The organism is Sphingobacterium sp. BIGb0116, assembly GCF_024808035.1.
GTDB lineage: Bacteria > Bacteroidota > Bacteroidia > Sphingobacteriales > Sphingobacteriaceae > Sphingobacterium > Sphingobacterium paramultivorum.
Genome location: NZ_JANUDT010000001.1, coordinates 1,452,910 through 1,477,094, shown reverse-complemented (window position 1 = coordinate 1,477,094; position 24,185 = coordinate 1,452,910). Strand labels below are relative to the sequence as shown.

The window sequence follows — 24,185 nt, the reverse complement described above, 5'->3', positions numbered from 1 at the left end:
ATTCTTGGATTCAAGGTGGATCATCAGTGAAATTATACACTTACACAAACGATTTATACAATGAAAAAGAACAAGATTGCTTTTTGGATAGCAACGGTATTTATAGTTCTCTGGGAAGGACTGATGCCACTTGGAACACTGTTATTTGCGCCGCAATATATTAATGCGGGCACAAAACCATTGGGATATCCCGACTATTTTGCCTATGCTTTAATTATCTGTAAGCTGTTGGGCGTTATCGCAATTGCAGTACCGCAGGTTCCGACCAAATTAAAAGAATGGGCCTATGCTGGATTGACATTCAATTTAATATTTGCTTTTATTAGTCACGCATGTGTTGACAAAAATGCAGCATTTATGGTGATGCCCATTTTAGTATTGGGGATACTTGCTGTTTCTTATTTCTATCAGGCCAAGATTACTCGTTTAAGCAACAAAGAGACAGCTGGTACAGGAGCATATCATCAGACTTCAGTAGTGTAGCAAGTTTACCGGATTGTATTGGACTGAAAGAATGTACTGAAAGAATGTACTGATAGCGAGTAAAACAAAAAATAAGCAATGGTTATTCACTTATAAACAATATAGATATGAAAACGAATCATGTTTCATTACATCGAATTATTCAGGCAAGTCCTGAAAAGGTATTCCGTGCTTTCGCAGATCCGATAGCACATGCCAGCTGGCTACCTCCTTATGGTTTTGTCTGTACAGTACAGCAAATGGATTTTAAAGTAGGCGGAAGTTTCAAAATGACTTTCATTAATTTTAGTACCGGGCATAGCCATTCTTTTGGTGGTGAGTACCTTGAGATTGAACAAGATACCTTTATCAAGTACGTGGATCGATTCGATGATCCCAATTTACCGGGTGAAATGACTACGACTGTTTCCTTGCGTAAAGTGATCTGTGGCACAGAACTTAAGATTGAACAGACTGGAATTCCTGAGGTTATTCCTGCCGAGATGTGCTACCTTGGGTGGCAAGAATCGTTGGAAAAAATGAGAAAACTTGTAGAGCCTGAAATACCGGATGCATAGCCAATCGATATGATGTTAGTTCAACAAATGGAACGCTTGCAAAGCGGAATTTTCATTACATTCTCAGGAAATTGTAGAGCGGCACTTACATTTTATCAGACCTGTTTTGGGGGAACGTTACATTTTGATATGTTCGACGAACCCTTGCAGGGCTATGCTGAAATACCTGTAGTGAGTGCCACTCTTATTTCCGGGCGTATCGCAATTTACGGCTCTGATTTGGTGCACAACGAGGGGCGGAGAGTGGGAAACTACGTCGCTGTGTTTTTGCCCTGTCGGGATATTTCCGAGCGTGGGGAATTGATTGAAAGACTTACATCCCAACAAAAAAGAAGAATAGATTTTGATAAGCAGCAGAAATTTATTGAAGTAACTGATTTGTTCAATGTGCGCTGGGTTCTAGGAATTTAGATTCCGCTTTCCTATACATTTGCTTTTTTTGATAAAAAAAGCAAATTGGACTTAAAATCAGTGCTATGATCTTTGTAGAAAATGAGTTTGCCCCTTTAAAGAAAGTTATTCTTACGGTTTCTGAATTTGGCTTTCCAGAAATGATGAAGGTTGAAGATCTTCGGTTTTTATCTTCCACTGCGCTGGAGGGTGACGATGCCAATGCAGGAAAAGATTTTGGAGAAGTGTATCCCGAATTGCAAAAGGCATGGGAACAAGAGCGCCATAATTTTGCTTTGCTGTTGGAGAAATATGGCGTTGAAGTGTTGCGGCCGCGTAACCTAACAACACTTGAAAAAGTATCCGGAGGAGAACACGGTTATTCTAATTTCTTTGTCCGTGACCCATTTTTCACCATCGGAAATGCCGTTATTGAGGGGTCAATCCGTTTTATGCAGCGGCGCAATGAAATATGGCCCATTCGCGATCTGTTGGAACGTGAAGTTTATCAAAGTGACTGCCTTTATGTGGCAGCGCCAAGACCCGCCATGGCGGAGCAGGAGGAATTGGCCTTATGGCATGGCCCTTTTCTAGAAGGAGGCGACATCCTGGTATACGGTAAACATATTTTTGTCGGCAACTCTGGGCTTTCTTCAAACAGCCTTGGGATTAAGTGGCTCTCTAAACTATTACAGCCTTATGGTTATCAGGTTGAAGAAGTGAAACTTCATCCTAATATACTTCATTTGGACTGTGCACTAGGACTGATCCGCGAAGGATTGATGATCGTTTGTGAGGAAGCGCTACCCTATGGGATACCCCAAAAACTGAAAACATGGGACAAAATTGTGGTCAATTTGAATGAGGCGAGCTTGCTAGCAACGAATGGTCTACCTATTAATCCGACAGTCTATGTGACAGATCCTGTGTTTGGCTATATTGGAGATAAGCTCTCCGCTTGTGGTGTCCATGTTGAATACGTTGATTTCCAGATCAGCCGTAGTTTTGGCGGATCCTTTCGATGTAGTACACAGCCATTATTGCGAAGTTTTTAGTAGATCTTTTAATGCTATCTGAGCCGCTTGGAGACTCATCTTTTTAGGGTATTTGTCCAAAAGCAAAAACAGTTTTTTTGCCTGCAGATGTGTCTATTGGAAGCCTTTCATTTTCGTTTGTTTTTAACTTTTACTATCTTGATGTAACATATCATTGTTTTGGTATACTAACATATTATTAACAGTTAAAATAAATTATGAATTTATCCATAGAAACCCTTAGTAAGACCTATTCTAATGGGGTGAAAGCTTTAGACAGTGTAAACTTAGAAATTAAGCCTGGGATGTTTGGCTTGTTGGGACCCAATGGAGCAGGTAAGTCTTCTTTAATGCGGACAATTGCGACACTTCAGAAACCCGACAGTGGCCGTATTACTTTTGGTGATATTGATGTACTCAAAAATCAGCTCGATTTGCGGAAAGTTTTGGGTTATTTGCCACAGGAATTTGGTGTTTATCCCAATCTCTCTGCATCAGATCTGCTGCAATATTTTGCAAAGCTTAAAGGAATTAAATCGAAAGCCGATCGGGATGCCATTATCAATCGTGTTCTTGAGGTAACCAATCTTTGGGACGTGCGCAATAAAAGCGTAAGTGGTTACTCGGGCGGGATGAAGCAACGTTTTGGTATTGCGCAATTGTTGCTGAATGATCCCAAGTTAATCATTGTAGATGAACCGACTGCAGGGCTTGACCCCGCGGAAAGACATCGTTTTTTGAACGTTCTACGGGAGATAGGTACAGATCATACCGTCATTTTTTCTACACATATTGTGGATGATGTGCGTGAACTGTGTCATGAGTTGGCCATTCTGAATGGGGGAAAGATTCTTTTGAGAGGCACTCCTAAAGAATCCATCGATCAATTGGATGGTAAGATCTGGGTACGTATCATCAGTCGGGATCAACTGGATGAGTATACACAAAAATACAACGTTATTTCAACCAATTACAATCAGGACAACACACTCAATATTCGGGTGTACAGCGATGCGCGTCCTGATGAATCATTTGTGAACGCTCAAGGCCAATTGGAGGATGTCTATTTTGTAGCGCTAAAAAATGATCAACGCCATGTTTAAAGCCATCTTCCATTTTGAGTTTGCGCGTTGGTTTAAAAGTTCTGCCGTCTACATCTATATGGCACTCTTCTTTGCGCTTTCGTTGTTCATTATGCTGTCTTCGCTCGGTATTTTTGATGGTATAACGGCAACGACTTCGTCCAATACCATTATGAATTCTCCTTGGGCGATTAATGGCATGGTTAATGGCATGTCGACTATTATCTATTTTTTGATACCGTCCATCGTTGGAGCCTGCGTCTACCGGGATTTTCAATACCAGGTGCATACGATACTTTTCAGTTACCCTTTCTCAAAAACGGACTATCTACTCGGTAAATTCTTTGGATCAGTAGCTGTTGTATTGGTTATTGTATTTGCTTCAACCTTGGGGATTATCGTCGCACAATTTGTGCCGGGCATCAATCAATCCTTATTGGGGCCGATTCATGTTTGGGCGTATTTACAGACCTATCTTGTACAGGTTATCCCGAATCTCATTATTTTTAGTGCAATTATCTTTGTGCTGGTAACATTGACACGAAACGTATACGTTGGTTTTGTCGCGGTGTTGATCCTTATTATTCTTCAGGTGCTGGTTCAGAATTTGGCGAACAACATGGACAATCGTTTTGTGGGGGCATTGATAGATCCTTTTGGTGATAGTGCCATCTCATACTATACCCAATACTGGTCTCCAGATGAGAAGAATGTCAACAATCTTCCCTTTACCGGAGCTGTTATTTATAACCGGTTAATATGGCTCGCTGTCGCAGCCTTATTCATTGGCGGGTTTTATATGTTGTTTTCTTTTTCACAACATTCGATTTCCTTTAAATCATCGAAAAAAGGAGTCCGTTTAACCAAAAATAACTTTGATAGTATCTTTAAAATCAATCTACCTAAAGTAAACTATGATTTTTCGACCTTTCATTATTTGAAAACAACATGGACAATGGCGCGATACGACTATCGCTATATCGTCAAAAATCCGGTGTTTTTAATATTGACTTTAGTAGGGGTATTGTTTATTATCTTGATGGCAAGCACCATTGGCTCGATATTCGGAACGTCGACTTATCCGGTGACCTGGAAAATGCTGATGATCCCGGGGACTACATTTAAGTTTTTCCTGCTGATCCTGACGTTTCTTTTTACAGGACTTCTTGTTCACCGTGGAAGCATTACGCGGATGGGGGGATTGTTAGATACAACAGCGACGCCCAACTGGGCTTTTATGGGATCGAAGATTATCGCAATTCTTTTGATGCAATTGACTTTGCTAGCCGTTGTGATTGCGACCTGCATGGGCTTCCAGGTGTACCATCACTATTATAATTTTGAAATTGGACAATATGTGATGCATCTGATGGTGTATAGTATGCTGTCAAATTTGGTTTGGCTGTTTATTTCACTTTTTGTACATACGCTTTTCAAAAATTACCTGGCTGGATTTTTTGTGTTATTGACCCTCTTTATTGGATTACCATTTTTATCCATGGTCGGTGTAGAACAGGAGATCTATCAGTTTAACCAGGGGCCAGATCTGGATTACTCGGATATGGATGGATTCGGCTATGTTCTTCCATTTTTAACGTATCGGGTCTATTGGCTGCTTTTTGCGGTGTTTTTTGCCGTTATCGCCCTGCTGTTATGGCGAAGAGGCGGTTTTTCGGGAGTTCGGGAGCGATGGAGTATTTTTAAGGCGAATTTAGGGCCGGTAACAACGGCAATGCTCATTTTTGCCATTGTGGGCTTTATTGGCATCGGTGCTGCAATATATTACGAAAACCACATTAAAAATCCATATTATACCAGTTTGGATCATGAAAAACAGGCTGTAGAATGGGAAAAAAAATATAAGAAATACCAGTACAGGCCGCAGCCCCGTGTTGTGGATATTAAGTTTAATCTGGATATTTTTCCCGATACGCGAAGTTTTAAAGCGCATGCGGACTATGTATTGAAAAATAAGACCAATACGCCTATTGATTCTATTTTTGTCAATTACAATAATTACGATTATACATTTTCTTTAAGTGTGCCGAATAAGCTGATCTCTGCCGACGATAAATATAATTTCAACATTTATAAACTCGAGAAGCCGATGGCTCCGGGCGATTCTATTGTGTTGAAATTTAGTACTGTTAGTCCTGCCAATACCTGGATAAATGAAAAATCGCCTGTGAAGGGCAATGGTACATTTATCAACAATATGCTTTTTCCGAATATAGGCTATCTTGACCGGGGCGAGTTGGTAGATAATGATGTCCGCAAAAAGTATGGACTTCCGTATCGCGATAGAATGGCTCCGCAGACTGACAAAAGGGCTCTGCAGAATAACTATATATCCAACGATGCCGATTGGATCCGTTTTGAAGCTACAGTAAGTACGGCCAAGAATCAGTTGGCTATTGCTCCTGGCTATCTCACAAAACAATGGGAAAAAGATGGTCGTAAGTACTATCAATATAAAATGGATTCGGAAATCCTGAACTTTTTTGCTTTTAATTCGGCCGAATATGAAGTCAAAAAAGATAAGTGGAACGGGGTTAATTTGGAGATTTATTACCATAAGGGGCATACCTATAACCTCGATCGGATGATGGCTTCCAGTAAGGCTTCTTTGGCTTACTATACGAAAGAATACAGTGCTTACCCGCATCGACAATTGCGTATTATTGAATTTCCGCGCACAGCGGGAACTTTCGCGCAGTCCTTTGCAAATACAATTCCTTTTTCCGAAGCGATCGGTTTTATTGCTGATGTCAATGAGAAGAAGGAAGATGCGGTCGATTATCCCTACGCGGTAACAGCCCATGAGATTGCACATCAGTGGTGGGCACATCAAGTGGTAGGAGCCAATGTGCAGGGGGCTACATTGATGTCCGAAAGTATGTCTGAATATTCATCGCTCAAGGTTTTGGAAAAAAGATATGGCAAAGGGCAGATGCGTAAGTTCCTCAAAGATGCGCTCGATGGCTATTTACAGGGACGAAGTGCCGAAAAGCTAGGTGAAAAGCCGTTGATGTATAATGAAAATCAAATGTATATCCATTACCAAAAGGGATCCCTGGTACTTTATGCCTTGAGCGATTATCTGGGGGAGGATCTTTTTAACAGGACAGCCCAGTCTTATTTACAACGTAAAGCGTTTCAAAACCCACCGTATACAACTTCATCTGAGTTTGTGGATAGTTTTAGACAGGCGACTCCGGACTCATTACGTTACCTGATTAAAGATATGTTTGAAACGATCACCCTGTATAACAATAAAATAGAAAAAGTAAGTTCTAAGAAACTTAAGAATGGTAAATACCAGGTTGATATCCAATTTGAAGTGTCCAAGTACCGCGTAGATGGCAATGGGAAAAAGAGTTACAATGACGAAGGTGGACAGCCGCTGTCCTTTAAGAAATCAGATCGTGTGACCCTGAAGTCATTGCCATTGGCAGACTATATCGAGGTAGGTGTTTTCTCGGATAAGAAAAGCAAAGACGGTAATAAACGTCAGGAGCTTTATCTAAAAAAGCATAAAATCGATCGAATCAACAATACGATGACGTTAGTTGTTGATCAAAAACCCGAACAGGTAGGTATAGATCCTTACAATAAATTGATCGATATTGAATCGGACGATAATCGAAAGGAAATATAAGGAGAGCCCGGTAAAAAAAATCCCCATCATGCGATGGGGATTTTTTTTATTGATTCCGCTCTTGTGCGAGCATAAAATAGTAGGAGTTGAACAGAAGTCTTGCGTTTTGAAGTGGCAGGATTATGATTTTCATTGATAAAATAAGACCTTGAATTTGCCGAAAAATAATACATTTGTTGGTTTGTATATACAATTGAAATATTTCATTAAATAAAACCTTTACCAAATAAACCATGCTTGTCATACGATTTGTTTTTGCTATTCTATTGTTGTCTACCGGGACAGCGTCTGCACAGTCCAAGATTTCCGGGAGAGTTGAAAATACTTCACAGAATGTCGTGCCGTCCGCAACTGTGATTTTAAAAAGACTCGAGGGGGAATTAAAGGTCGCGATGCAGTCTGACAGCAATGGAACATTTCAATTTGCGCATTTGGGAAAAGGACAATATACGGTGACCGTTACGGGAGTGGGGTATGAGCCCTACTATGCACAGTATGCCATTCATGGTGATACAGCTATTGTCGTTCGTCTCAAAGCCGATGAAAGACGTCTGGCAGAGGCCAACGTGACAGGAAGCGAAGCGTTGGTTGAGCGATCGACAGAAAAGGTAGTCTATAATATAGGAAGTAGTATTACGGCAACGGGGGGTGATGCTTTACACGCTGTTTCTCAATTATCGGGCGTAAGAGTTATTAATAATGAAATAACCGTTGTAGGAAAAGGAATGACAAGGATCATGATCAATAATCGTCTTGTCCAATTGCAGGGGGAGGAGCTTATAAACTATTTGAAAACATATGCGGCAAATCAGATTTCAAAGATCGAGTATATTGCTCAACCATCTGCTCAGTATGAAGTAGACGGCAACGCAGGGTTGATCAATATTATTACCAAGCAGCATAAAACGGAAGGTTATTCAGGAAATATTCAGCTTGCTTCAAAATATTACGTTCCCGGGGAGTCTACTATTTCTGGGATGAAGACTTTTGGAGATGTTAGTGCAAGCGCCAATTTAGCTTACAACTGGAAGAAATGGTCCTTTTACGGAAGCGTTAACCATACCCGGGGACGCGTTTTGGAAGGATTTCAATTTGATATCTATTATCCGCGACAACATTGGCAACAGCTCGATACCGGTGCCTATAACCACAATGCCACCACCGCACTGCTTGGAATTGACTATAAGGTTAACTCTTCCGTTACGGTTGGAGCATCTTATTCGGGTGGACGCGACCGGTATGACGGCGGAGATAATGTGCGTAATCCAATCTATAACAAAAGCGGGGCTCTTGATTCTCTGTTAACAACAAAAGCACATTATCATCCTGTGGCGTTACCAGCTTCGCTCAATACGTATGCAGATATTAAATTGGATACCATGGGGCGACAGCTTTTATTGAATGCTGATTTTTTGAACTACTATCGGAATGATGTGTCTGATTTTGAAAGTAATGCTTTCGATGGTAATGGAAATTATAAACCTGCAAGTAAGGTTGCTTATTTTGATCAAAATAAACAGAATATTAAAATCTACACATTCAGAGCCAACGTAGACTGGCCTACGCCGTTTGCAACGCTCAGTTTTGGGAGCAAGTTGAGTTTTATTAAGGAGTACAGTAATGCTTTCTATTACAATAAAACGGACAATGGACTGGTTTATAATACCGATCTCAGCAATGAATTTGACTATCGGGAGAATACGCAGGCCTTTTATGGTCTTATGAGCAAAAACATGGACAAATGGAAAGTGCAATTGGGCTTAAGAGCCGAACTTACACAAACAAAAGGGTATTCCTATACCTTGGATAGGCAGACTGATAAAAATTATGTTAAGCTTTTCCCGACAGTATTGGTCACTTATACTGCAAATCCAGAAAACAGCTTTTCTTTTACTGTCGGTAGACGTATTAATAGACCTTCATTTTGGAATTTGAATCCATTTAAATCCTTGTATACGGCATATAGCTACGGTGAAGGAAATCCTTACTTACAACCTGAATACACGTTTAATGGGGAATTAACGCATGCCTATAAATCGATTTTCCGAACCAGTTTTTTTGCCAATCGAACTGAAAATGGATTTATGAATGTCACAGTCGTTCATCCTGATACGAATTTGGTTTACACGAAACCGATTAATTTTCTGACAAGCACGCGATTGGGGATTACCGAAGCAATATCATTCAGACCGACTGCTTATTGGGAGACAAATTTGTTAATGAGTATATATCACACAACAGCTAACTCGTCTTTAGCTTATATAAAAAATGTGAGCGCTCTTGGCGCCTATGTATCTAATACCAATACCATATACTTGAATCGAAGTAAGACGGTTGGTGCGGCCATCAATTTTTGGTATCAGTTTCCGGAAATTGACCATATCGGAAAAACAATGCGTTATTATAAATTGGATTTGGGTATAAAGGCTACTACGGCCAATAAAAAGTGGGATATGGCATTAAATCTCAATGATGCTTTTAGAAGTAGTGCAATGGCGTATGCTTATACCGTAAATGATATTAAACAGACTTTTACAAACTTTCAGATTATCCGATATTGGCAATTGAGTATTGGATACCGTTTCGGCAAGGGAAAGGAGAATAGCAGTTCCAGAACGTCTGGCAACGAAGAGGAGCGCGGACGGGTGCATTAGGGGATTAAACAAAAAAGTCGCTTTTCTATATAGAAAAGCGACTTTTTTGTTCTGTGCTCCCACCTGGGCTCGAACCAGGGACCAAAAGATTATGAGTCTTCTACTCTAACCGACTGAGCTATAGGAGCAGGTCTTTTGTTTTGTCAATTTAAACAGCCGTTGTGCCGTTTTGACGATGCAATTATCGATATTTGTATCGATATTTCAAAATAATTCGATGGAAAAAATTAAAAATATTGTTCTTGATTATGGGAATGTGATCTTTATGATCGACTTTGTAAAATTGAAAGATGCTTTTACTCAGTTAGGTATAGAAAATGTTGATGCCGTATTTGGACATCATGGTCAAAGTTCACTTTTTGATAATTTTGATAAAGGAAAAATTGATTCGACGCAATTTCGTGAGGGGATAAGAGAATTAACCCAAAATCCAGCACTGACGGACGCCCAGATTGATACGGCCTGGAACAGTTTACTGATCGGTGTACCACAGGGTAATCATGAGATTTTAGTCCAGTTGAAAGATCAATACCGTACCTTTTTGTTAAGTAACAACAATGCAATTCATTATGCCTATTGTATGAATGATATTCATGAGAAGTATGGTGTTGCCGACAATGAAGGTTTTTTTGAAAAAACCTATTACTCCCATTTAGTAGGGATGCGCAAACCAGATGCGGAGATTTTTGAATTGGTCATGCAAGAACAACAATTGGATCCCGCGGAGACTTTATTTATTGATGATAGTCCTCAACATCTGGCGACAGCAAAACAATTGGGCTGGCATACGGCGTTGTGTACCAAGGAGAAACCGTTGCGAGCTTTATTGGAAGAATTCGAATTGTTATAAAAAATAATTTTGTTTTCCTTTTTAAAAATAAATAGCTTACCTTTGTCCCACTTTAAATTTAAAAGCGGCGAAAGGAGGTATATATAACGCATGATTATCGTAAATGTAAAAGAAGGAGAATCTTTAGATAGAGCATTGAAACGTTTCAAAAAGAAATTCGAGAAAACTGGAGTTTTAAGAGAGTTACGTTCACGTCAAGCTTACGAAAAGAGATCTGTAACTCGTCGCATTCAAGTGAAAAAAGCGATTTACAAACAATCTTTGAATCAAGATGTAGCTAACTAATTGATTCGCTGATAATTTTAAAATATAAAGGGAAAAGCATTGCTTTTCCCTTTTTTTTGTGCTTTTAAGTTTGTAATTTAAGCTATATAGCGAGGGAAAATATGTTGGAAAAGGAGTTTATTCGGTTTTTGCAGATTGAAAAAAGGTATTCAGAACATACGGTTATTGCCTATAAGCATGAGCTGGAGATGTTCCAGTCTTTTTTGGGTCGTGAGGGACTGACTGTGCCGGATATTGTATACCGTGATTTACGCCATTATTTCGCACAAATGGTAGAGTCTGGAAAAAATGCAAGTTCAGTTAACCGGAGTATGTCTTCAATGCGGACTTATTTTAAATTTTTGCAAAGAGAAGAGTGTATCGCGAAAAATCCCATGACGCTCATTAAAGCGTTAAAAACTGCTAAAAAATTACCTGTAGTCGTTGAAAAGGAAAAGCTGGTGCGTTTATTGGATCAGATGGGACAGGAGCAGGATGGATTTGAATCCTGTCGCGATTATATGGTTATGGAATTGTTGTTCGGTACCGGGATTCGCTTGGCCGAATTGTTGAAAATTAAGGAGAGGGATATCGATTTTTTTAATAAAAATATTCTTATATTAGGTAAAAGGAACAAAGAACGCTTGGTTCCGATCAATAATCTTTTATTGAAAGAATTGAAAAACTATTTGCAACAAAAGGCGACGCAATTTGTTGATACTAATAACAGCTTACTAATCGTTACGAAAGAAGGAAAGCCGGCATATGCCAAGCTGATCTATGATATTGTACATCGGCAATTGACGCTGATTTCTACTCAGGGTAAGAGAAGTCCTCATATTTTGAGACATACTTTCGCAACGGCCCTGTTGGACAATGGGGCGGATTTAAATGCAATTAAAGAGCTGCTGGGGCATGCAGGGCTTGCGGCAACACAAGTGTACACGCATAACTCAGCAGAACGATTGAAGTCAATTTATAAACAAGCTCATCCAAAAGCTTAAAAAAAGGAGGAAAAATGAACATTACTGTGCAATCCATTCGATTTACTGCTGATCAAAAGCTAATCGAGTTTATCAAAAAGAAAACAGGAAAATTGGAGCAGTTTTTGGATTCCATCATTGGTGGCGAATGCTACCTGCGATTGGAAAATGTCGATGATGAGGCAAATAAAATTTCAGAAATTAAATTGAATATCCCCGGAAGCCAGCTTTTTGCGAAAGGGCAAGCGAAAAGCTTTGAGGAGGCGACAGATATTGCTGTAGAATCCTTGCGTAGGCAGATTAACAAACATAAAACAAAGACGAAAAATACAGTTGTCAATGGACGTAATGAAGTTCTTGCCGTAGAGGAAGAAGAAGAGGAAGAAGAATACGATTAATAACTATTAAAATATAGATGTAAATATAGGAGGTCAGTTATAACAACTGGCCTCTTTTTTTTTGTAACTGGCTCTTGTTATTGACCAAAAGGAAACTTCGGTGAGTTTTCAGCGCTAATGGTGTCTGCCAATCATGATAAATTCATTTCGCACGACTTGTTGAAAGGCTTATTTATATTAAATCAAAATAATCTTCTGTTTTACTTGGATTGATTATAAATAATATTTATTTTTGATCGATTTAAATGATAAGGGAAATAGAAATGTCAAAATTGGTTTGTCCGTTAGCAAATGTTGAGGAAGTTTTTTCAACCACAGCAGGTACAGTTTATCAATGTAGCCGCAAAAATTGTTTCTGGTTGGAATATAATAATGAAACAACTTCTTTCTCGGTATCGGATTTTTTGAAGTTTAGGAAACGTATCGATGCGATTGATGTTGAGCACATGCTTCACGACACAACACGTTCATCGGATTTTGAAATCATTATGCCTTTCCGTACGGAAAGATGTTTCATCTTAGCTGTAGAGGATGTCCTTCAATTGCGCGAATTGTTAGATGGCGCTAAATTTATGATGGAATTGAATAGCGTCGTCAGAACTTGTTTGCAGGTTTCGCCATTTGCAGTTTTTGCATAAGGCTATACATATAAAAGAATTGAAAAAAGCGGTGTACGTCTGTGATGTACACCGCTTTTTGTTTGGAAAGACCTTATTTAATTTTAATTTAAATAAGTGTCAATGAGGTCGTCCTCTGGTTTTATTGACATTCAATGATTTTTAGGCCTTTAAGCCACTTATTGTTTTAATTTATCGCTTATTGAAAGTATCAATATTACGTATTTGTAATTGTATTGATTCTAAACAAGTTGCGGTTTTCATGTCTAATTTAGACTGAATTTGTATTGCATATTCTTGATACAGATTTTGAAGATCTACTGTATCTTTGTAATGTAATCAGGTGATAATGTGTTTCACCTGTTGATGTTTTAGAAATTAAACTTAAGGTAAATATGAAAGATTTATTGAAATTAAAATCTTCTTTGAAAGAAGAGATCGAAAATATATTGAATGCACAGATTAAAGTTGAAGCTCATTCTTCAGCGTTATATTTGGCAATGTCTTCATGGTGTGATGATCAAGGTTTGGAAAATGCTTCAGAATTTTTTGCGAAACAATCCAACGAAGAGCGCGAGCACATGTTGAAGCTTTTCAATTATATCAACAACCGCGGTGGTCGTGCAATTTCTCCGGAAGTTACAGGTATCCCGCAAGATTTTGAATCGTTCCGTGGCGTTTTCGAACAAACATTGGAACAAGAGATGTTTGTTACTGAACAGTTCAACAACATCGCTGATAAATGTGCTAAAGCGAAGGATTATGTTACTTTTAATTTTGTACAATGGTTCTTGGAAGAGCAAGTAGAAGAGGAGTTTGTTGCAAGACGTATCCTTGAGTTGTTCGATGTGATTGGTGAAGACGGTACTGGTCGTTGGGAAATTGACAAACACCTCGTTAAGGTTGCCTTTGCGGGTGAATAATAAATTGTAAAAAATAGTGTAAAAAACGAGCTGTTGAGAAAACAGCTCGTTTTTTTATATACAAAATCACAACTTTTTACGTTAATAGCTTAAGAATTCTTATATTGAATTGTATTATTGCAAAGTCTATTTGATGGAACTAAGGGGCGGGAATATTATCCGGTTAGTACTTTTTTTAGCTATAACGAACTTGTTTTTTTTACCCAAAAGCGCTTTAGGGCAGGTGTCAAAAAAAGAAGTTTATGGAATTGTTGTAGATACTGCAGGAAGGCCCTTAAATGGCGTCAGTGTTCATCTGACGAGTTCTCGCGATACCTTGTTCTCATCCACTTCCGCAACAGGTTATTTTCATTTTAGTCGTGTACTCGGTAATGATATTCGTATTAGCTGTAGCCAGCTGGGCTTAAGTATATTGGAGCGCAGTTATCCCTTGTACAATAGCACGACAGCTAAATTGGATGTTGGAAAATTGACCATGTTTCCCCATGTATCTCTTTTAAAAGAAGTTGTTGTACTAAAATATAAACCCATAGTATATAAGCAGGATACTGTTCAATTTAACCTGGATGCTTTTCAATTTGATCGTCGGGCACTCTTAGAAGAGGCGCTTAAAGCATTGCCCAATATACAGGTGTCCCGCGATGGTTCTGTCTATGCCTTCGGTAAGCCCATATCCTCTGTTAAGGTGGATGGAAAAAAATTTTTTGGTGGCGATGTGCTCACCGCTACACGTAACCTTCCTGCAGATTTTGTGAAAAGTGTACAGGTTATTGATTTTTATGGTGATGAGGCGACGGCAAAAGGAATTAAAAGTACTGAATCCGAAAAAGTCCTGAATATCGTGCTCAAAGATGATAAGAAGAAAATTACTTTTGGTCAAGCCACGCTTGGCGGTGGTTCGGTAGATCGTTATTTGGGGAGTGCTGGACTGAATCGTTTCAATGACGGTAAAGAGTACTCTGTTATCGCATCGGTGAATAATACGAATACCAATCTCTTTTCCTTCGGCTCTCCCAATGGAGGGGAGCGGGAACGGGAAATGGGCGAGCTAGCCGACTTTGCGGATCCAACGGATGGGGTCAATAAAATCGGATCTGTCGGGGGGAGTTTCTCTAGTCCACTTTCTAAAACGGTAACAGCAAGCGGTAAGTATTCCTTTACGCAGCGGAATAATTATATCCAGGGAAATTCCTTATTACAATCAATATATGGATACGGCAAAGCAGCGAATAATTTGATTAGTAATTATGAAGACTACAAGATAAAATCAATCGATCGTATACATAAAATGGACTGGGATTTTGATATGAAGCTGTCGCCCAAAGATCAGCTTAAAATATCGCCCAAACTATCTTGGACCAATTCGACCAGCAATACGTTAAAAGATAGAAGGATCCAAAATAATCGGTTGAGTAGTACGGGAAACTATGGCGCGGCCAATAGTACAGAAAGTCCTGCAGCAGCTTTAGATCTTTTTTACGTGCGAAGTTTTACTAAACCGGGGCGGAAAGTACTTTATACATTGCATACGGATTTTAATTCCCTGGATAAAGATGAGGAAGTGCGCGATTTTAATAGAGCGATCGACAGCAGCACGAACGTGCCAAAAATAACGGAGACTTATCTCAATCAAATGGTCCGTTCCAGCAATGAGAATAAAAATATCCAAAGTCGGTTGTCGTTGGTGGAGCCCGTTGATTTAGGGGGTACCTTGGAGATCAATTACGATTTCGACTATACTAAGATTGATGCTCGCCGCTCTACTTTTGATAATAACAATAATTTTAACAACGGCCCCATACTGGTAGACTCCCTTAGTTTGAAGTACGACTATTCCTTTGCTAGCAATAAAGTCGGCATGATTTATCGGCAAGATTTAAGCGAGAAAGTGAAAGTGAACTTCGGTTTTGCTGTTCAGCCTTCCGAATTAACGGGAAGTTCAACGGACAAACTGATAAAAACCTCCTATTCAAATGTTAACCTCGTGCCTTCTGCTGGATTGAAATGGAAGTTTACCAAAGAAGAGGATCTTTCCATGGACTATTATGGACGTAATAACCAGCCTAGCTTCTATCAGATACAGCCTGTAGTGGATAATACCAACACACAAAATATTGTGATCGGAAATAAGGATCTGAAATCCGAATTTGCACATAGTATTGTTTCAAAGTATCGGAAATCCATTACACGAAGGGGGCAATATTTAGAGGCCAGTCTGGCTTTTAACTTGGTAAATGACAAGATTGTAGCAAACCGGACAATTGAACCCAATTCAACGATACAGAAAACGACTTATCGCAATACAGAAGGTTATTATGATATTAAGAGCTATTATTTGTTTACAGCTTCTTTATTGTCGGATAATTTGCAGATGAGCTTGAATGGTAATGCAGATTATTACAACAATATTTCCTATGTCAATGATAAAAAGAGCTTTGGTGGGCACTTTTTGTTTACACAGGCTCTTCAATTCCGCTATACCTGGAGTGATATCTTTGAAGCCGAATTAAATGGAAACTATTCTTTAAACAGGGCGACATTTGACTGGCCTGTACAAGATAATATCACGGCACATTCCGGGATTGTTGGGTTGGGATCTAAAGCGTATTTAGGGAAACATTTTACCATGGGACTTGAGCTTTCTCAAAAATTTAATGCAGGTTATTCGAGCTCATGGAACAATATTAATCCGACGATAATCAATGCCTATATGGAATATACTTTTGGAAGGAATAACTTGGGTATGTTGAGATTTCAGGGATTCGATCTGATGAATCAGAATACTGGTATTTCACGTGCCGTGGTGGGAAATGATATTTTAGATGTTCGGAACAATCGTTTGGCTCGTTATTTTATGCTTTCGCTCAATATAAGATTACAGAAATACCCAAAAAAATCATGATGAAGGCCGTTATTATTACTGAACCGGGTGGACCGGAAGTTTTGGAAGTCCGCGATGTGGAGATGCCGCAGATCGGTGAACTTGAAGTTTTGGTGGAAGTAAAGGCTGCAGGAGTGAATAGACCTGATGTCTTTCAGCGTAAAGGCAACTATCCGGCACCAGCCGGTGTGGATGCGCGAATACCGGGATTGGAAATAGCAGGGATTGTAGTCGCTAAAGGGAAGGATGTGGTCGATTGGGCTATTGGTGATCGTGTATGTGCGCTTGTTGCTGGTGGAGGCTATGCTTCCTACGCAAAAGTCTATCAGGGACATTGTTTACCTATTCCCGACCATTTAAACTTTGCGGAGGCAGCCTCGCTGCCCGAGACCGTTTTTACGGTCTGGGACAATGTCTTTCGACGGGGAAGGTTGCAGGCCGACGATCTTTTTTTGGTGCACGGTGGTGCTGGAGGGATTGGCAGTACGGCCATTCAGTTAGCGACCTTGTTTGGTGCGGTAGTCTATACGACAGTCAGCTCAGCTGAAAAGGCTAGCTTTTGTAAATCATTGGGAGCTGTCAAAACAATAAATTATAAAACGGAGGATTTTCTGGAGGCGCTGAAGCCTTTGGGAGTTGATGTTATTTTAGACAGTATTGGCGGATCATATTTTGAGAAAAATATAAACCTATTGAACCCTGATGGCCGGTTGGTTTACATTAATGCGATGGAAAGCGCAAGAGTCGAGTTAAACTTGCTCAAATTAATGCAGAAACGGATTGTTTTAACGGGAAGTACACTGCGGGCGAGAGACCGTGAATTTAAGCAAGTGCTACGGGATGATATCTGGTCTCAAGTATGGCCGAAGCTTAGCGCTGGCGATTTCAAGCCTACTTTATACCGTGTGCTTCCTTTTGCGGAAGCTGCTGAAGCCCATCGATTGATGGAAGATTCAAGCTTATTGGGTAAAATCGTTTTAAGTTTTTGATCGCTGAAAGCTGAGCGGTGTAGTGCCAGTTACATTTTTGAAGTATTTATGGAAGCTCGAAAAGTTTTGAAAACCTGACTCAAAGCAGATCTGCTTCACCGTCTGTTTGTTTTCTATTAATAAATTGCAGGCTGTCTTCACGCGCATTTCGATCAGAAACTGAAAGAGTGTTTTTCCGATTTGTGATTTGAAATAACGGCAGAACGAATTGGGGGTCATTCCCGTTAGGGAAGCAAGTTCCTGCAGTCGTATCTGGTCGCGATAATTTTCACCGATATATTGCATGGCAATCTGCATTCGGTTGGCGTCCTGATCTTGCAGCTGGATGGTAAAAGTGGGGCTCGTTAATAGATCATGTTGTTCTTCGGCCGAAATAAATTGTAAGATTTCTAATAAATGAATAATACGTGTGGTACCTGTTGCTGCCAAGATAGCGTCAATTAATTGCACAGTTTTTAGTCGGCTGCTCTCCAATAATGAAATGCCTCTTTTGGATACACGTATAAGGTCTTTGATGGATTTATTTTCAGGTAAATTAATGAAATCATTTCCCCAAAAGTTTTCCTTAAAATGAAGAACACGAATATCTGCACTTTCTGCTTCTTCCTCTTGAAGATAAATTTCGTCAAATAACCAATAGTGAGGCAGGTTTGAACCAACAAGGGTAATATCGCCTGATTCAAAGCGCCGGACGCTATCGCCAATAAATTGGGTGCCTGAGCCTTTGGCAAAATAAATTAATTCCAGTTCTTCATGGTAATGCCAAAGATTATGGTACTGGGGCGTATCGTCTCTTCTCGCGTTGAACGAATGCTCAAGATTGCTATTTAAATGAAGCAGCTGTGCTTTCATAATTATGAAATATATGCAGTAAAGTTACATAATTCAGTTTAGCTATGGTAATATAGCTTAATAATTTGATAATATACTTGAATATTGTCTAGCATTTTTAAGCTTATTTTACATTAAATAACTACTTATAACCATTTGAAAAATATGACGAATAAAAAGAGTTACGCATTTGCCTTGATTTTGGTGACATCCTTGTTCTTTTTTTGGGGATTTATTCATAACCTTGATCCAATATTAATTCCGCATTTGAGGAATGCGTTTAGTTTAACACATTTCCAGGCTTCCTTAGTCGATTCGGCTGTATTTATCGCTTATTTTGTGATGGCGATTCCTGCTGGAATTATCATGAAAAGATACGGCTATAAAGCAGGTATTCTGATCGGATTGATCTTTTTTGCCATTGGCTGTTTTCTTTTTGTACCTGCGGCCAATACGATAAGTTATGTTTTCTTTTTAGGGGCCTTGTTCGTTGTTGCCTGTGGTCTTACCATTCTGGAAACTGCAGCAAATCCGTATGTCGCTATTTTGGGAGATCCAGCTTCGTCGGCGCAAAGACTAAATTTTGCGCAGTCTTTTAATGGGCTTGCTGCCTTTGTTGCTCCAATTTTTGGGGGGAAATTTATTTTATCACATGAACCTAAAACACAGGAGGAACTGGCGCAAATGGCTGAACAGGCAAAAATGGCATATATTCAGTCGGAAACAGCTGCTGTGAAATTGCCTTATGTGGTACTAGGGATATTGATTTTATTGATTGCTGCTTTGTTTTTCTTTACTAGATTACCTGATATCAAAGATGCTGAGGAAGAAGGTAGAGCCGGTTTTTTCCATGCATTGCGTCATAAAAATGTGCGTTGGGCAGTGGTGGCTCAATTTTTCTATGTGGGAGCGCAAGTTTGTATTTTAAGCTTCCTCGTATTATATGCAACAGAAGCTGCCGGTATATCAGGTAAGGATGGTGCCGATTATGCTGGGTTCGCTGGATTGGCTTTTATGTTGGGCCGGTTTATCGGTACATTTTTTATGCGTTTTGTGTCAGCATCCAAGCTCCTGATCATCTATTCCGCTATAGCGATCTTTCTATCCCTATTTGTCATCTTCGGATCAGGTATTCAGACCCTATATGCGCTGATTGGCATTGCATTTTTTATGTCCATTATGTTTCCGACGATATTCGCATTTGGTGTACAAGGTATCGGTGCCGATACCAAATCTGCTTCTAGTTTGATCGTCATGTCTATTGTTGGTGGTGCTTTATTGCCTCCAATATTGGGTTTTATCTCCGATAAAACGGGACATTTCCAATATGGCTATTTTGTACCATTGGTTTGTTTTATTGTTGTCTTGTTGTTTGCTTTCCAAAATAGAAATGTCAGTATTGCGGAAACGGAAAATCTTAAATCACATTAATTAGTTAGTAATGAAAAGATATGTCATGGCCTTGGATCTTGTGGACGATCCACAATTGATCAAGGAATATGAGGATTACCACCGTGAAGTGTGGCCGGAAATAAAACGCTCGATTCTGGATGCAGGTATTCTGCAGATGGAGATCTATCGTTTTGAAAATAGATTGTTTATGAACATGGAGGTAGGTGAGGATTTTTCATTTGAGAAAAAATCAGCTATGGATGCTGCCAATGAAAAAGTTCAGGAATGGGAACAGCTGATGTGGAAATATCAGGCGGCTATTCCGGGGGCAAATCCAGGAGAGAAATGGGTAATGATGACAAAAATATTTGAATTAGTATAATTATGGCTATACAGCGCTATTTACAGATCCATCCAATGGATAATGTCCTTGTTGCATTACAGGACTTGGCTGAGGGAACAACGATTGTTTTTGAAGGTAAGGAATTTACATTAAAGCAAGCTGTTGCTGCCAAACATAAATTCACGATCCAGCCAATGGAACAAGATGCGGAGATATTGATGTATGGTGTTCTGGTTGGGAAATTGAATATTCCCTTAGCTGAAGGGGAACTCATTACCACCGAAAACTTGCGCCATGCGTCGGAAGATTTTAGAATGGGCAACCGTAAGACAGCTTGGACAAAACCTGATGTTGCTGCATTTAGAGATAAAACGTTCAATGGATTCCACCGTTCAAATGGGACTGTTGGAACGGCCAATTACTGGTTGGTTATTCCATTGGTTTTTTGCGAAAACAGAAATGTATTGACCTTGAAGGCTGCTTTTGAGGAAAAGCTCGGCTATAAAGTAAAAGCGAATAATTACATCTCTGAAGTTGACGATCTCATTGGCTTATATAAGTCCGGTGCTGATGTAAATGCGATCCTTAGTCAGGATCTACTTGCTAATTCGACTTCCAGTGAGCAGGAACGCCTATTCAAAAATGTCGATGGAATCAAGTTTTTGAATCATGAGATGGGATGCGGTGGAACACGTATGGATTCGGATGCTTTATGTGGTCTTTTGGCTGGCTATATTACCCATCCGAATGTTGCGGGGGCAACGGTGTTGAGTTTAGGATGCCAGCATGCGCAGGCTTCTATTCTGAAGGCGGAAATTGAAAAGCGAAGCCCGGGTTTTGATCGCCCGCTGTATATTTTCGAACAGCAGAAAGAAGGAACTGAAAAGGAACTTATGCAAAAGGCTATTAAGGCAACTTTTGCGGGGATGATGCAAGCTGATAAAAATGAGCGCAAACCAGCCACATTGGACAAATTGTGTATTGGACTGGAATGTGGTGGCTCGGACGGATTCTCGGGTATCTCTGCCAATCCAGCACTCGGTTTTGTGTCGGATATTTTGGTGACTTTAGGCGGATCGGTGATTTTGGCGGAGTTCCCTGAATTATGTGGCGTTGAACAGGAGTTGAGTGATCGTTGTATTGATGAATCAACTGCGGAGCGTTTTATGTCGCTGATGCGTACTTATAATGCAAAAGCCGAGGCTGATGGCTCGGGTTTCTATATGAATCCTTCTCCGGGAAATATTCGTGATGGCTTAATTACTGACGCGATTAAGTCTGCAGGAGCAGCCAAAAAAGGAGGAACCTCACCTGTTGCAGCAGTGATTGATTATCCTGAATTGGCCAACGGTCCGGGGTTAAACTTATTATGTACTCCAGGTAATGATGTGGAAAGTACCACTGCAGAGGTGGCCGCAGGTGCCAATATCGTCTTGTTTACGACTGGCCTAGGTACACCCACGGGTAACCCGATTACACCGGTTGTGAAACTTTCAACAAATACCAAAACTTTTGAGAAAATGCCCGATATCCTGGATCTGAACTGTGGTACCATTATCGAAGGTACAGAGACTATTGAGGAGGCTGCACATCGTATTTTGGATTATGTGATAGAAGTTGCTTCTGGTGAAGTGAAACCAAAAGCGGTGTTGTTGGGGCAAGACGATTTCATTCCATGGCGTAGAGGTGTTTCATTGTAGTTGAGTATAATGAGTTTATTGAAAATCCATGACAACTAATTATTTACATATGAAACTTAAACATGTAATCTGTGGTTTGGCCTTGCTGATGGGATCTGTATCCGCGAGCTATAGCCAGCAACATTATCAACCGAGTCCCGAAAATTTAAAAAATAGGGAATGGTTTGAACAATCTCGGTTTGGAGTTTTTATCCATTGGGGGGTATATAGTGTGCTGGGAGATGGTGAATGGGTCATGAACAACCAAAATATCAGTTTGGATGAATATGCATTGCTGCCTAAATTTTTCAATCCAATTTCCTTCAATGCGAAAGAATGGGCGAAGTTATTTAAACAGGCGGGAGCAAAGTATATCACCTTTACCACCAGACATCATGATGGATTTTCGATGTGGGATAGCCAGATTTCGGACTATAACGTGGTGAAGAAATCGCCCTTCAAACGCGATATTGTGAAAGAGTTGGTGGAAGCTTGCCATGCTGAAGGGATAAAAGTGATGTTCTACTATTCACTTTTAGATTGGCACCGGGATGATTATCTACCCGTTGGTAAAACGGGCGGCGGCATTGCGGGCCGTGATTCAACAAAAGGGGATTGGAATCATTATGTTCAGTTTATGAAAAGCCAATTGACCGAACTTTTGAGCAATTATGGTAAGATCGATGGGATTTGGTTTGATGGTCATTGGGACAAGCCCAATGAAGATTGGCATTTCAAAGAAATCTATGAATTGATTCATAAGTTACAGCCGCAATGTTTGGTCGGTAATAATCACCATTTGGCACCATTTGAAGGTGAAGATTTTCAGATGTTCGAACGTGATTTACCTGGGGAGAATACCACTGGGTTCGGTACGAATGCACATGATGTCGGGAAATTACCGAAGGAAGTATGTGGAACAATTGCTGGATCGTGGGGATTTGAGCTGAAAGATCGGACACGTAAATCATTTCAGGAAGTACTGAAATACCTGGTCAAAGCAGCTGGTCATGGTTCCAATTTATTGCTCAATGTAGGTCCGATGCCGAACGGTGAGATTCAGGACTATCAACAGGAGCGTTTGAAAGAACTTGGAAAATGGCTATCGGTGTATGGTGAAACAATCTATGGAACAGAGGGGGGAGCGGTGTCGCCAACAGACGATTATGCGTTGACAAAAAAAGGAAATCAGGTGTATCTACATGTGTTTAAAACCGATAAAAAGGAATTGTTGATCAATAACCTGCCTTATCAAGTGAAAAAAGTAAGCACATTTATCGGAAAGAAAGAGATTAAGTTTAGTCATAAGAACAATAGTCTACGCGTGGATTTGCCAACATCGACAGATGAAGCAGATTTGGTATTGACATTAACAATTAAATAACAATGGGAAAATTAGAACAAAAAGTAGCTGTAATTACCGGTGGTGGTAGTGGGATAGGCCGTGCGATCAGTCTGCAATTTGCTGCAGAAGGAGCAAAAGTTCATATTCTGGATTTGAATGAAGACGGTGGTAATGCGGTGGTTGATGAAATCTTGGCTTTGGGTGGTCAGGCTGTGTTTAATCGTTGTAATGTAACTGACCAGCAAGAAATTACTGCTATAGCACAAAATATCGGAAAAATTGATATTTTAGTAAATAATGCAGGTATTGCTCATGTTGGTAATTTGGAAAATTGTCAATCAGAAGATTTTGAGCGTGTTTTTAATGTGAATGTTAAGGGAGCTTATAATGCATTGCATGCGATCGTGCCGATGATGAAAGCGCAGGGTTCTGGAGCAATCCTTAATCTAGCATCCATCGCTGCATGGGTTGGTATCACGGATCGTTTTGCTTATTCGATGAGCAAAGGTGCTATTTACGCGATGTCAATGTCTGTTGCAAGGGATTACATGGCATACGGTATTCGTTGCAATAGCATTTCGCCTGCACGTGTACATACGCCATTTGTGGATGGATTTATCGCAAAAAACTATCCTGGAAAAGAGGAAGAAATGTTTGAAAAATTATCAGCAAGTCAGCCAATAGGCCGCATGGCACAACCGGAGGAAATTGCCAAATTAGCACTTTTCCTGTGTAGTGACGACGCGGGATTTATTACTGGAAATGACTATCCAATTGATGGTGGTTTTATTAAATTGAACAATTAAAAAGCTAAAAATAAAATATCTATTAT

21 protein-coding genes and 1 tRNA gene are annotated in these 24,185 nt (G+C 39.9%); 20 read left to right on the top strand and 2 right to left on the bottom strand.

Features of this window, described 5'->3' with window-relative positions; genetic code table 11:
• Positions 1–60: 60 nt before the first annotated feature.
• The 7 genes from M2419_RS06170 (at position 61) to M2419_RS06140 (ending at position 9,858) form a co-directional block, all read left to right on the top strand.
• Positions 61–483 carry a DoxX family protein gene (locus M2419_RS06170; RefSeq protein ID WP_145330114.1) on the top strand — a complete coding sequence of 141 codons (423 nt, stop codon included), beginning with the start codon at positions 61–63 and terminating at the stop codon, positions 481–483.
• 107 nt (positions 484–590) lie between these two features.
• The gene (locus M2419_RS06165) at positions 591–1,040 is read left to right on the top strand and encodes an SRPBCC family protein (RefSeq protein ID WP_153845137.1); all 450 of its coding nucleotides are present in this window, start codon (positions 591–593) and stop codon (positions 1,038–1,040) included.
• A 27-nt stretch (positions 1,041–1,067) separates the two neighbouring features.
• Complete coding sequence (locus tag M2419_RS06160; protein WP_259254528.1) at positions 1,068–1,451, top strand: glyoxalase/bleomycin resistance/extradiol dioxygenase family protein; 384 nt, start codon at positions 1,068–1,070, stop codon at positions 1,449–1,451.
• A 65-nt stretch (positions 1,452–1,516) separates the two neighbouring features.
• Positions 1,517–2,485, top strand: a complete 969-nt coding sequence (locus M2419_RS06155) for a dimethylarginine dimethylaminohydrolase family protein (RefSeq protein ID WP_159731741.1) — start codon at positions 1,517–1,519, stop codon at positions 2,483–2,485.
• A gap of 197 nt (positions 2,486–2,682) precedes the next feature.
• Positions 2,683–3,567, top strand: coding sequence for an ABC transporter ATP-binding protein (locus tag M2419_RS06150; protein ID WP_159731739.1), 885 nt, complete (start codon positions 2,683–2,685; stop codon positions 3,565–3,567).
• A complete protein-coding gene (locus M2419_RS06145; protein ID WP_259254527.1) occupies positions 3,560–7,204 on the top strand; it encodes a M1 family aminopeptidase in 3,645 nt (1,214 codons plus the stop codon). Before M2419_RS06150 ends, M2419_RS06145 begins: the two co-directional genes overlap by 8 nt.
• Before the next feature lie 233 nt (positions 7,205–7,437).
• Positions 7,438–9,858: a TonB dependent receptor gene (locus M2419_RS06140; RefSeq protein ID WP_259254526.1), complete on the top strand. Its 2,421-nt coding sequence runs from the start codon at positions 7,438–7,440 to the stop codon at positions 9,856–9,858.
• Positions 9,859–9,912: 54 nt separating this feature from the next.
• On the opposite strand, the gene M2419_RS06135 is transcribed toward M2419_RS06140, so the two are convergent.
• Positions 9,913–9,986, bottom strand: a tRNA-Ile gene (locus M2419_RS06135).
• 89 nt (positions 9,987–10,075) lie between these two features.
• On the opposite strand from M2419_RS06135, the gene M2419_RS06130 reads away from it, so the two are divergent.
• The 8 genes from M2419_RS06130 (at position 10,076) to M2419_RS06095 (ending at position 17,763) form a co-directional block, all read left to right on the top strand.
• Entirely contained in the window at positions 10,076–10,708 is a 633-nt protein-coding gene (locus M2419_RS06130; RefSeq protein WP_194932844.1) for an HAD family phosphatase, read from the top strand.
• A gap of 90 nt (positions 10,709–10,798) precedes the next feature.
• Positions 10,799–10,993, top strand: coding sequence for a 30S ribosomal protein S21 (gene rpsU, locus M2419_RS06125; protein WP_046672133.1), 195 nt, complete (start codon positions 10,799–10,801; stop codon positions 10,991–10,993).
• Between the two features lie 101 nt (positions 10,994–11,094).
• Positions 11,095–11,976, top strand: coding sequence for a tyrosine-type recombinase/integrase (locus M2419_RS06120; protein WP_153845143.1), 882 nt, complete (start codon positions 11,095–11,097; stop codon positions 11,974–11,976).
• Positions 11,977–11,990: 14 nt separating this feature from the next.
• The gene (gene hpf / locus M2419_RS06115) at positions 11,991–12,353 is read left to right on the top strand and encodes a ribosome hibernation-promoting factor, HPF/YfiA family (RefSeq protein WP_153845144.1); all 363 of its coding nucleotides are present in this window, start codon (positions 11,991–11,993) and stop codon (positions 12,351–12,353) included.
• A gap of 263 nt (positions 12,354–12,616) precedes the next feature.
• Positions 12,617–12,991, top strand: a complete 375-nt coding sequence (locus M2419_RS06110; RefSeq protein ID WP_259254524.1) for a DUF6686 family protein — start codon at positions 12,617–12,619, stop codon at positions 12,989–12,991.
• A 374-nt stretch (positions 12,992–13,365) separates the two neighbouring features.
• Positions 13,366–13,893 carry a ferritin gene (locus tag M2419_RS06105; protein WP_075993930.1) on the top strand — a complete coding sequence of 176 codons (528 nt, stop codon included), beginning with the start codon at positions 13,366–13,368 and terminating at the stop codon, positions 13,891–13,893.
• Between the two features lie 223 nt (positions 13,894–14,116).
• The gene (locus M2419_RS06100) at positions 14,117–16,795 is read left to right on the top strand and encodes a TonB-dependent receptor (RefSeq protein WP_227550117.1); all 2,679 of its coding nucleotides are present in this window, start codon (positions 14,117–14,119) and stop codon (positions 16,793–16,795) included.
• Positions 16,792–17,763, top strand: coding sequence for an NAD(P)H-quinone oxidoreductase (locus M2419_RS06095; RefSeq protein ID WP_310441177.1), 972 nt, complete (start codon positions 16,792–16,794; stop codon positions 17,761–17,763). The genes M2419_RS06100 and M2419_RS06095 overlap by 4 nt, the downstream gene beginning before the upstream one ends.
• On the opposite strand, the gene M2419_RS06090 is transcribed toward M2419_RS06095, so the two are convergent.
• Complete coding sequence (locus M2419_RS06090) at positions 17,752–18,615, bottom strand: AraC family transcriptional regulator (protein WP_259254523.1); 864 nt, start codon at positions 18,613–18,615, stop codon at positions 17,752–17,754. The genes M2419_RS06095 and M2419_RS06090 overlap by 12 nt on opposite strands.
• A 144-nt stretch (positions 18,616–18,759) precedes the next feature.
• Here M2419_RS06090 and fucP point away from each other — a divergent pair, with 144 nt between their 5' ends.
• From fucP to M2419_RS06065, 5 genes are read left to right on the top strand one after another with little or no spacing between them, the layout of a single operon-like run.
• Positions 18,760–20,025 (top strand): L-fucose:H+ symporter permease, encoded by a 1,266-nt coding sequence (gene fucP, locus M2419_RS06085; protein WP_159731733.1) that lies wholly within the window; start codon positions 18,760–18,762, stop codon positions 20,023–20,025.
• A gap of 10 nt (positions 20,026–20,035) precedes the next feature.
• The gene (locus M2419_RS06080) at positions 20,036–20,368 is read left to right on the top strand and encodes an L-rhamnose mutarotase (protein WP_182330832.1); all 333 of its coding nucleotides are present in this window, start codon (positions 20,036–20,038) and stop codon (positions 20,366–20,368) included.
• 2 nt (positions 20,369–20,370) lie between these two features.
• Complete coding sequence (locus M2419_RS06075) at positions 20,371–22,029, top strand: UxaA family hydrolase (RefSeq protein ID WP_159731729.1); 1,659 nt, start codon at positions 20,371–20,373, stop codon at positions 22,027–22,029.
• Between the two features lie 49 nt (positions 22,030–22,078).
• On the top strand, positions 22,079–23,392 hold the full coding sequence (locus M2419_RS06070; protein WP_259254521.1) for an alpha-L-fucosidase: 1,314 nt from the start codon (positions 22,079–22,081) through the stop codon (positions 23,390–23,392).
• A gap of 2 nt (positions 23,393–23,394) precedes the next feature.
• Positions 23,395–24,159 (top strand): SDR family NAD(P)-dependent oxidoreductase, encoded by a 765-nt coding sequence (locus M2419_RS06065; protein ID WP_075993924.1) that lies wholly within the window; start codon positions 23,395–23,397, stop codon positions 24,157–24,159.
• Positions 24,160–24,185: the final 26 nt, after the last annotated feature.

Excerpts from the sequence above, each read along its gene's own strand:
- M2419_RS06090 (WP_259254523.1), bottom strand. The coding sequence starts at position 18,615 with ATGAAAGCACAGCTGCTTCATTTAAATAGCAATCTTGAGCATTCGTTC.
- M2419_RS06075 (WP_159731729.1), top strand. The coding sequence starts at position 20,371 with ATGGCTATACAGCGCTATTTACAGATCCATCCAATGGATAATGTCCTT.
- M2419_RS06065 (WP_075993924.1), top strand. The coding sequence starts at position 23,395 with ATGGGAAAATTAGAACAAAAAGTAGCTGTAATTACCGGTGGTGGTAGT.
- hpf (WP_153845144.1), top strand. The coding sequence starts at position 11,991 with ATGAACATTACTGTGCAATCCATTCGATTTACTGCTGATCAAAAGCTA.
- M2419_RS06110 (WP_259254524.1), top strand. The coding sequence starts at position 12,617 with ATGTCAAAATTGGTTTGTCCGTTAGCAAATGTTGAGGAAGTTTTTTCA.
- rpsU (WP_046672133.1), top strand. The coding sequence starts at position 10,799 with ATGATTATCGTAAATGTAAAAGAAGGAGAATCTTTAGATAGAGCATTG.
- M2419_RS06130 (WP_194932844.1), top strand. The coding sequence starts at position 10,076 with ATGGAAAAAATTAAAAATATTGTTCTTGATTATGGGAATGTGATCTTT.
- M2419_RS06150 (WP_159731739.1), top strand. The coding sequence starts at position 2,683 with ATGAATTTATCCATAGAAACCCTTAGTAAGACCTATTCTAATGGGGTG.
- M2419_RS06070 (WP_259254521.1), top strand. The coding sequence starts at position 22,079 with ATGAAACTTAAACATGTAATCTGTGGTTTGGCCTTGCTGATGGGATCT.
- M2419_RS06120 (WP_153845143.1), top strand. The coding sequence starts at position 11,095 with ATGTTGGAAAAGGAGTTTATTCGGTTTTTGCAGATTGAAAAAAGGTAT.
- M2419_RS06145 (WP_259254527.1), top strand. The coding sequence starts at position 3,560 with ATGTTTAAAGCCATCTTCCATTTTGAGTTTGCGCGTTGGTTTAAAAGT.
- M2419_RS06155 (WP_159731741.1), top strand. The coding sequence starts at position 1,517 with ATGATCTTTGTAGAAAATGAGTTTGCCCCTTTAAAGAAAGTTATTCTT.
- M2419_RS06095 (WP_310441177.1), top strand. The coding sequence starts at position 16,792 with ATGATGAAGGCCGTTATTATTACTGAACCGGGTGGACCGGAAGTTTTG.
- M2419_RS06170 (WP_145330114.1), top strand. The coding sequence starts at position 61 with ATGAAAAAGAACAAGATTGCTTTTTGGATAGCAACGGTATTTATAGTT.
- M2419_RS06140 (WP_259254526.1), top strand. The coding sequence starts at position 7,438 with ATGCTTGTCATACGATTTGTTTTTGCTATTCTATTGTTGTCTACCGGG.
- M2419_RS06080 (WP_182330832.1), top strand. The coding sequence starts at position 20,036 with ATGAAAAGATATGTCATGGCCTTGGATCTTGTGGACGATCCACAATTG.
- fucP (WP_159731733.1), top strand. The coding sequence starts at position 18,760 with ATGACGAATAAAAAGAGTTACGCATTTGCCTTGATTTTGGTGACATCC.
- M2419_RS06165 (WP_153845137.1), top strand. The coding sequence starts at position 591 with ATGAAAACGAATCATGTTTCATTACATCGAATTATTCAGGCAAGTCCT.
- M2419_RS06105 (WP_075993930.1), top strand. The coding sequence starts at position 13,366 with ATGAAAGATTTATTGAAATTAAAATCTTCTTTGAAAGAAGAGATCGAA.
- M2419_RS06160 (WP_259254528.1), top strand. The coding sequence starts at position 1,068 with ATGGAACGCTTGCAAAGCGGAATTTTCATTACATTCTCAGGAAATTGT.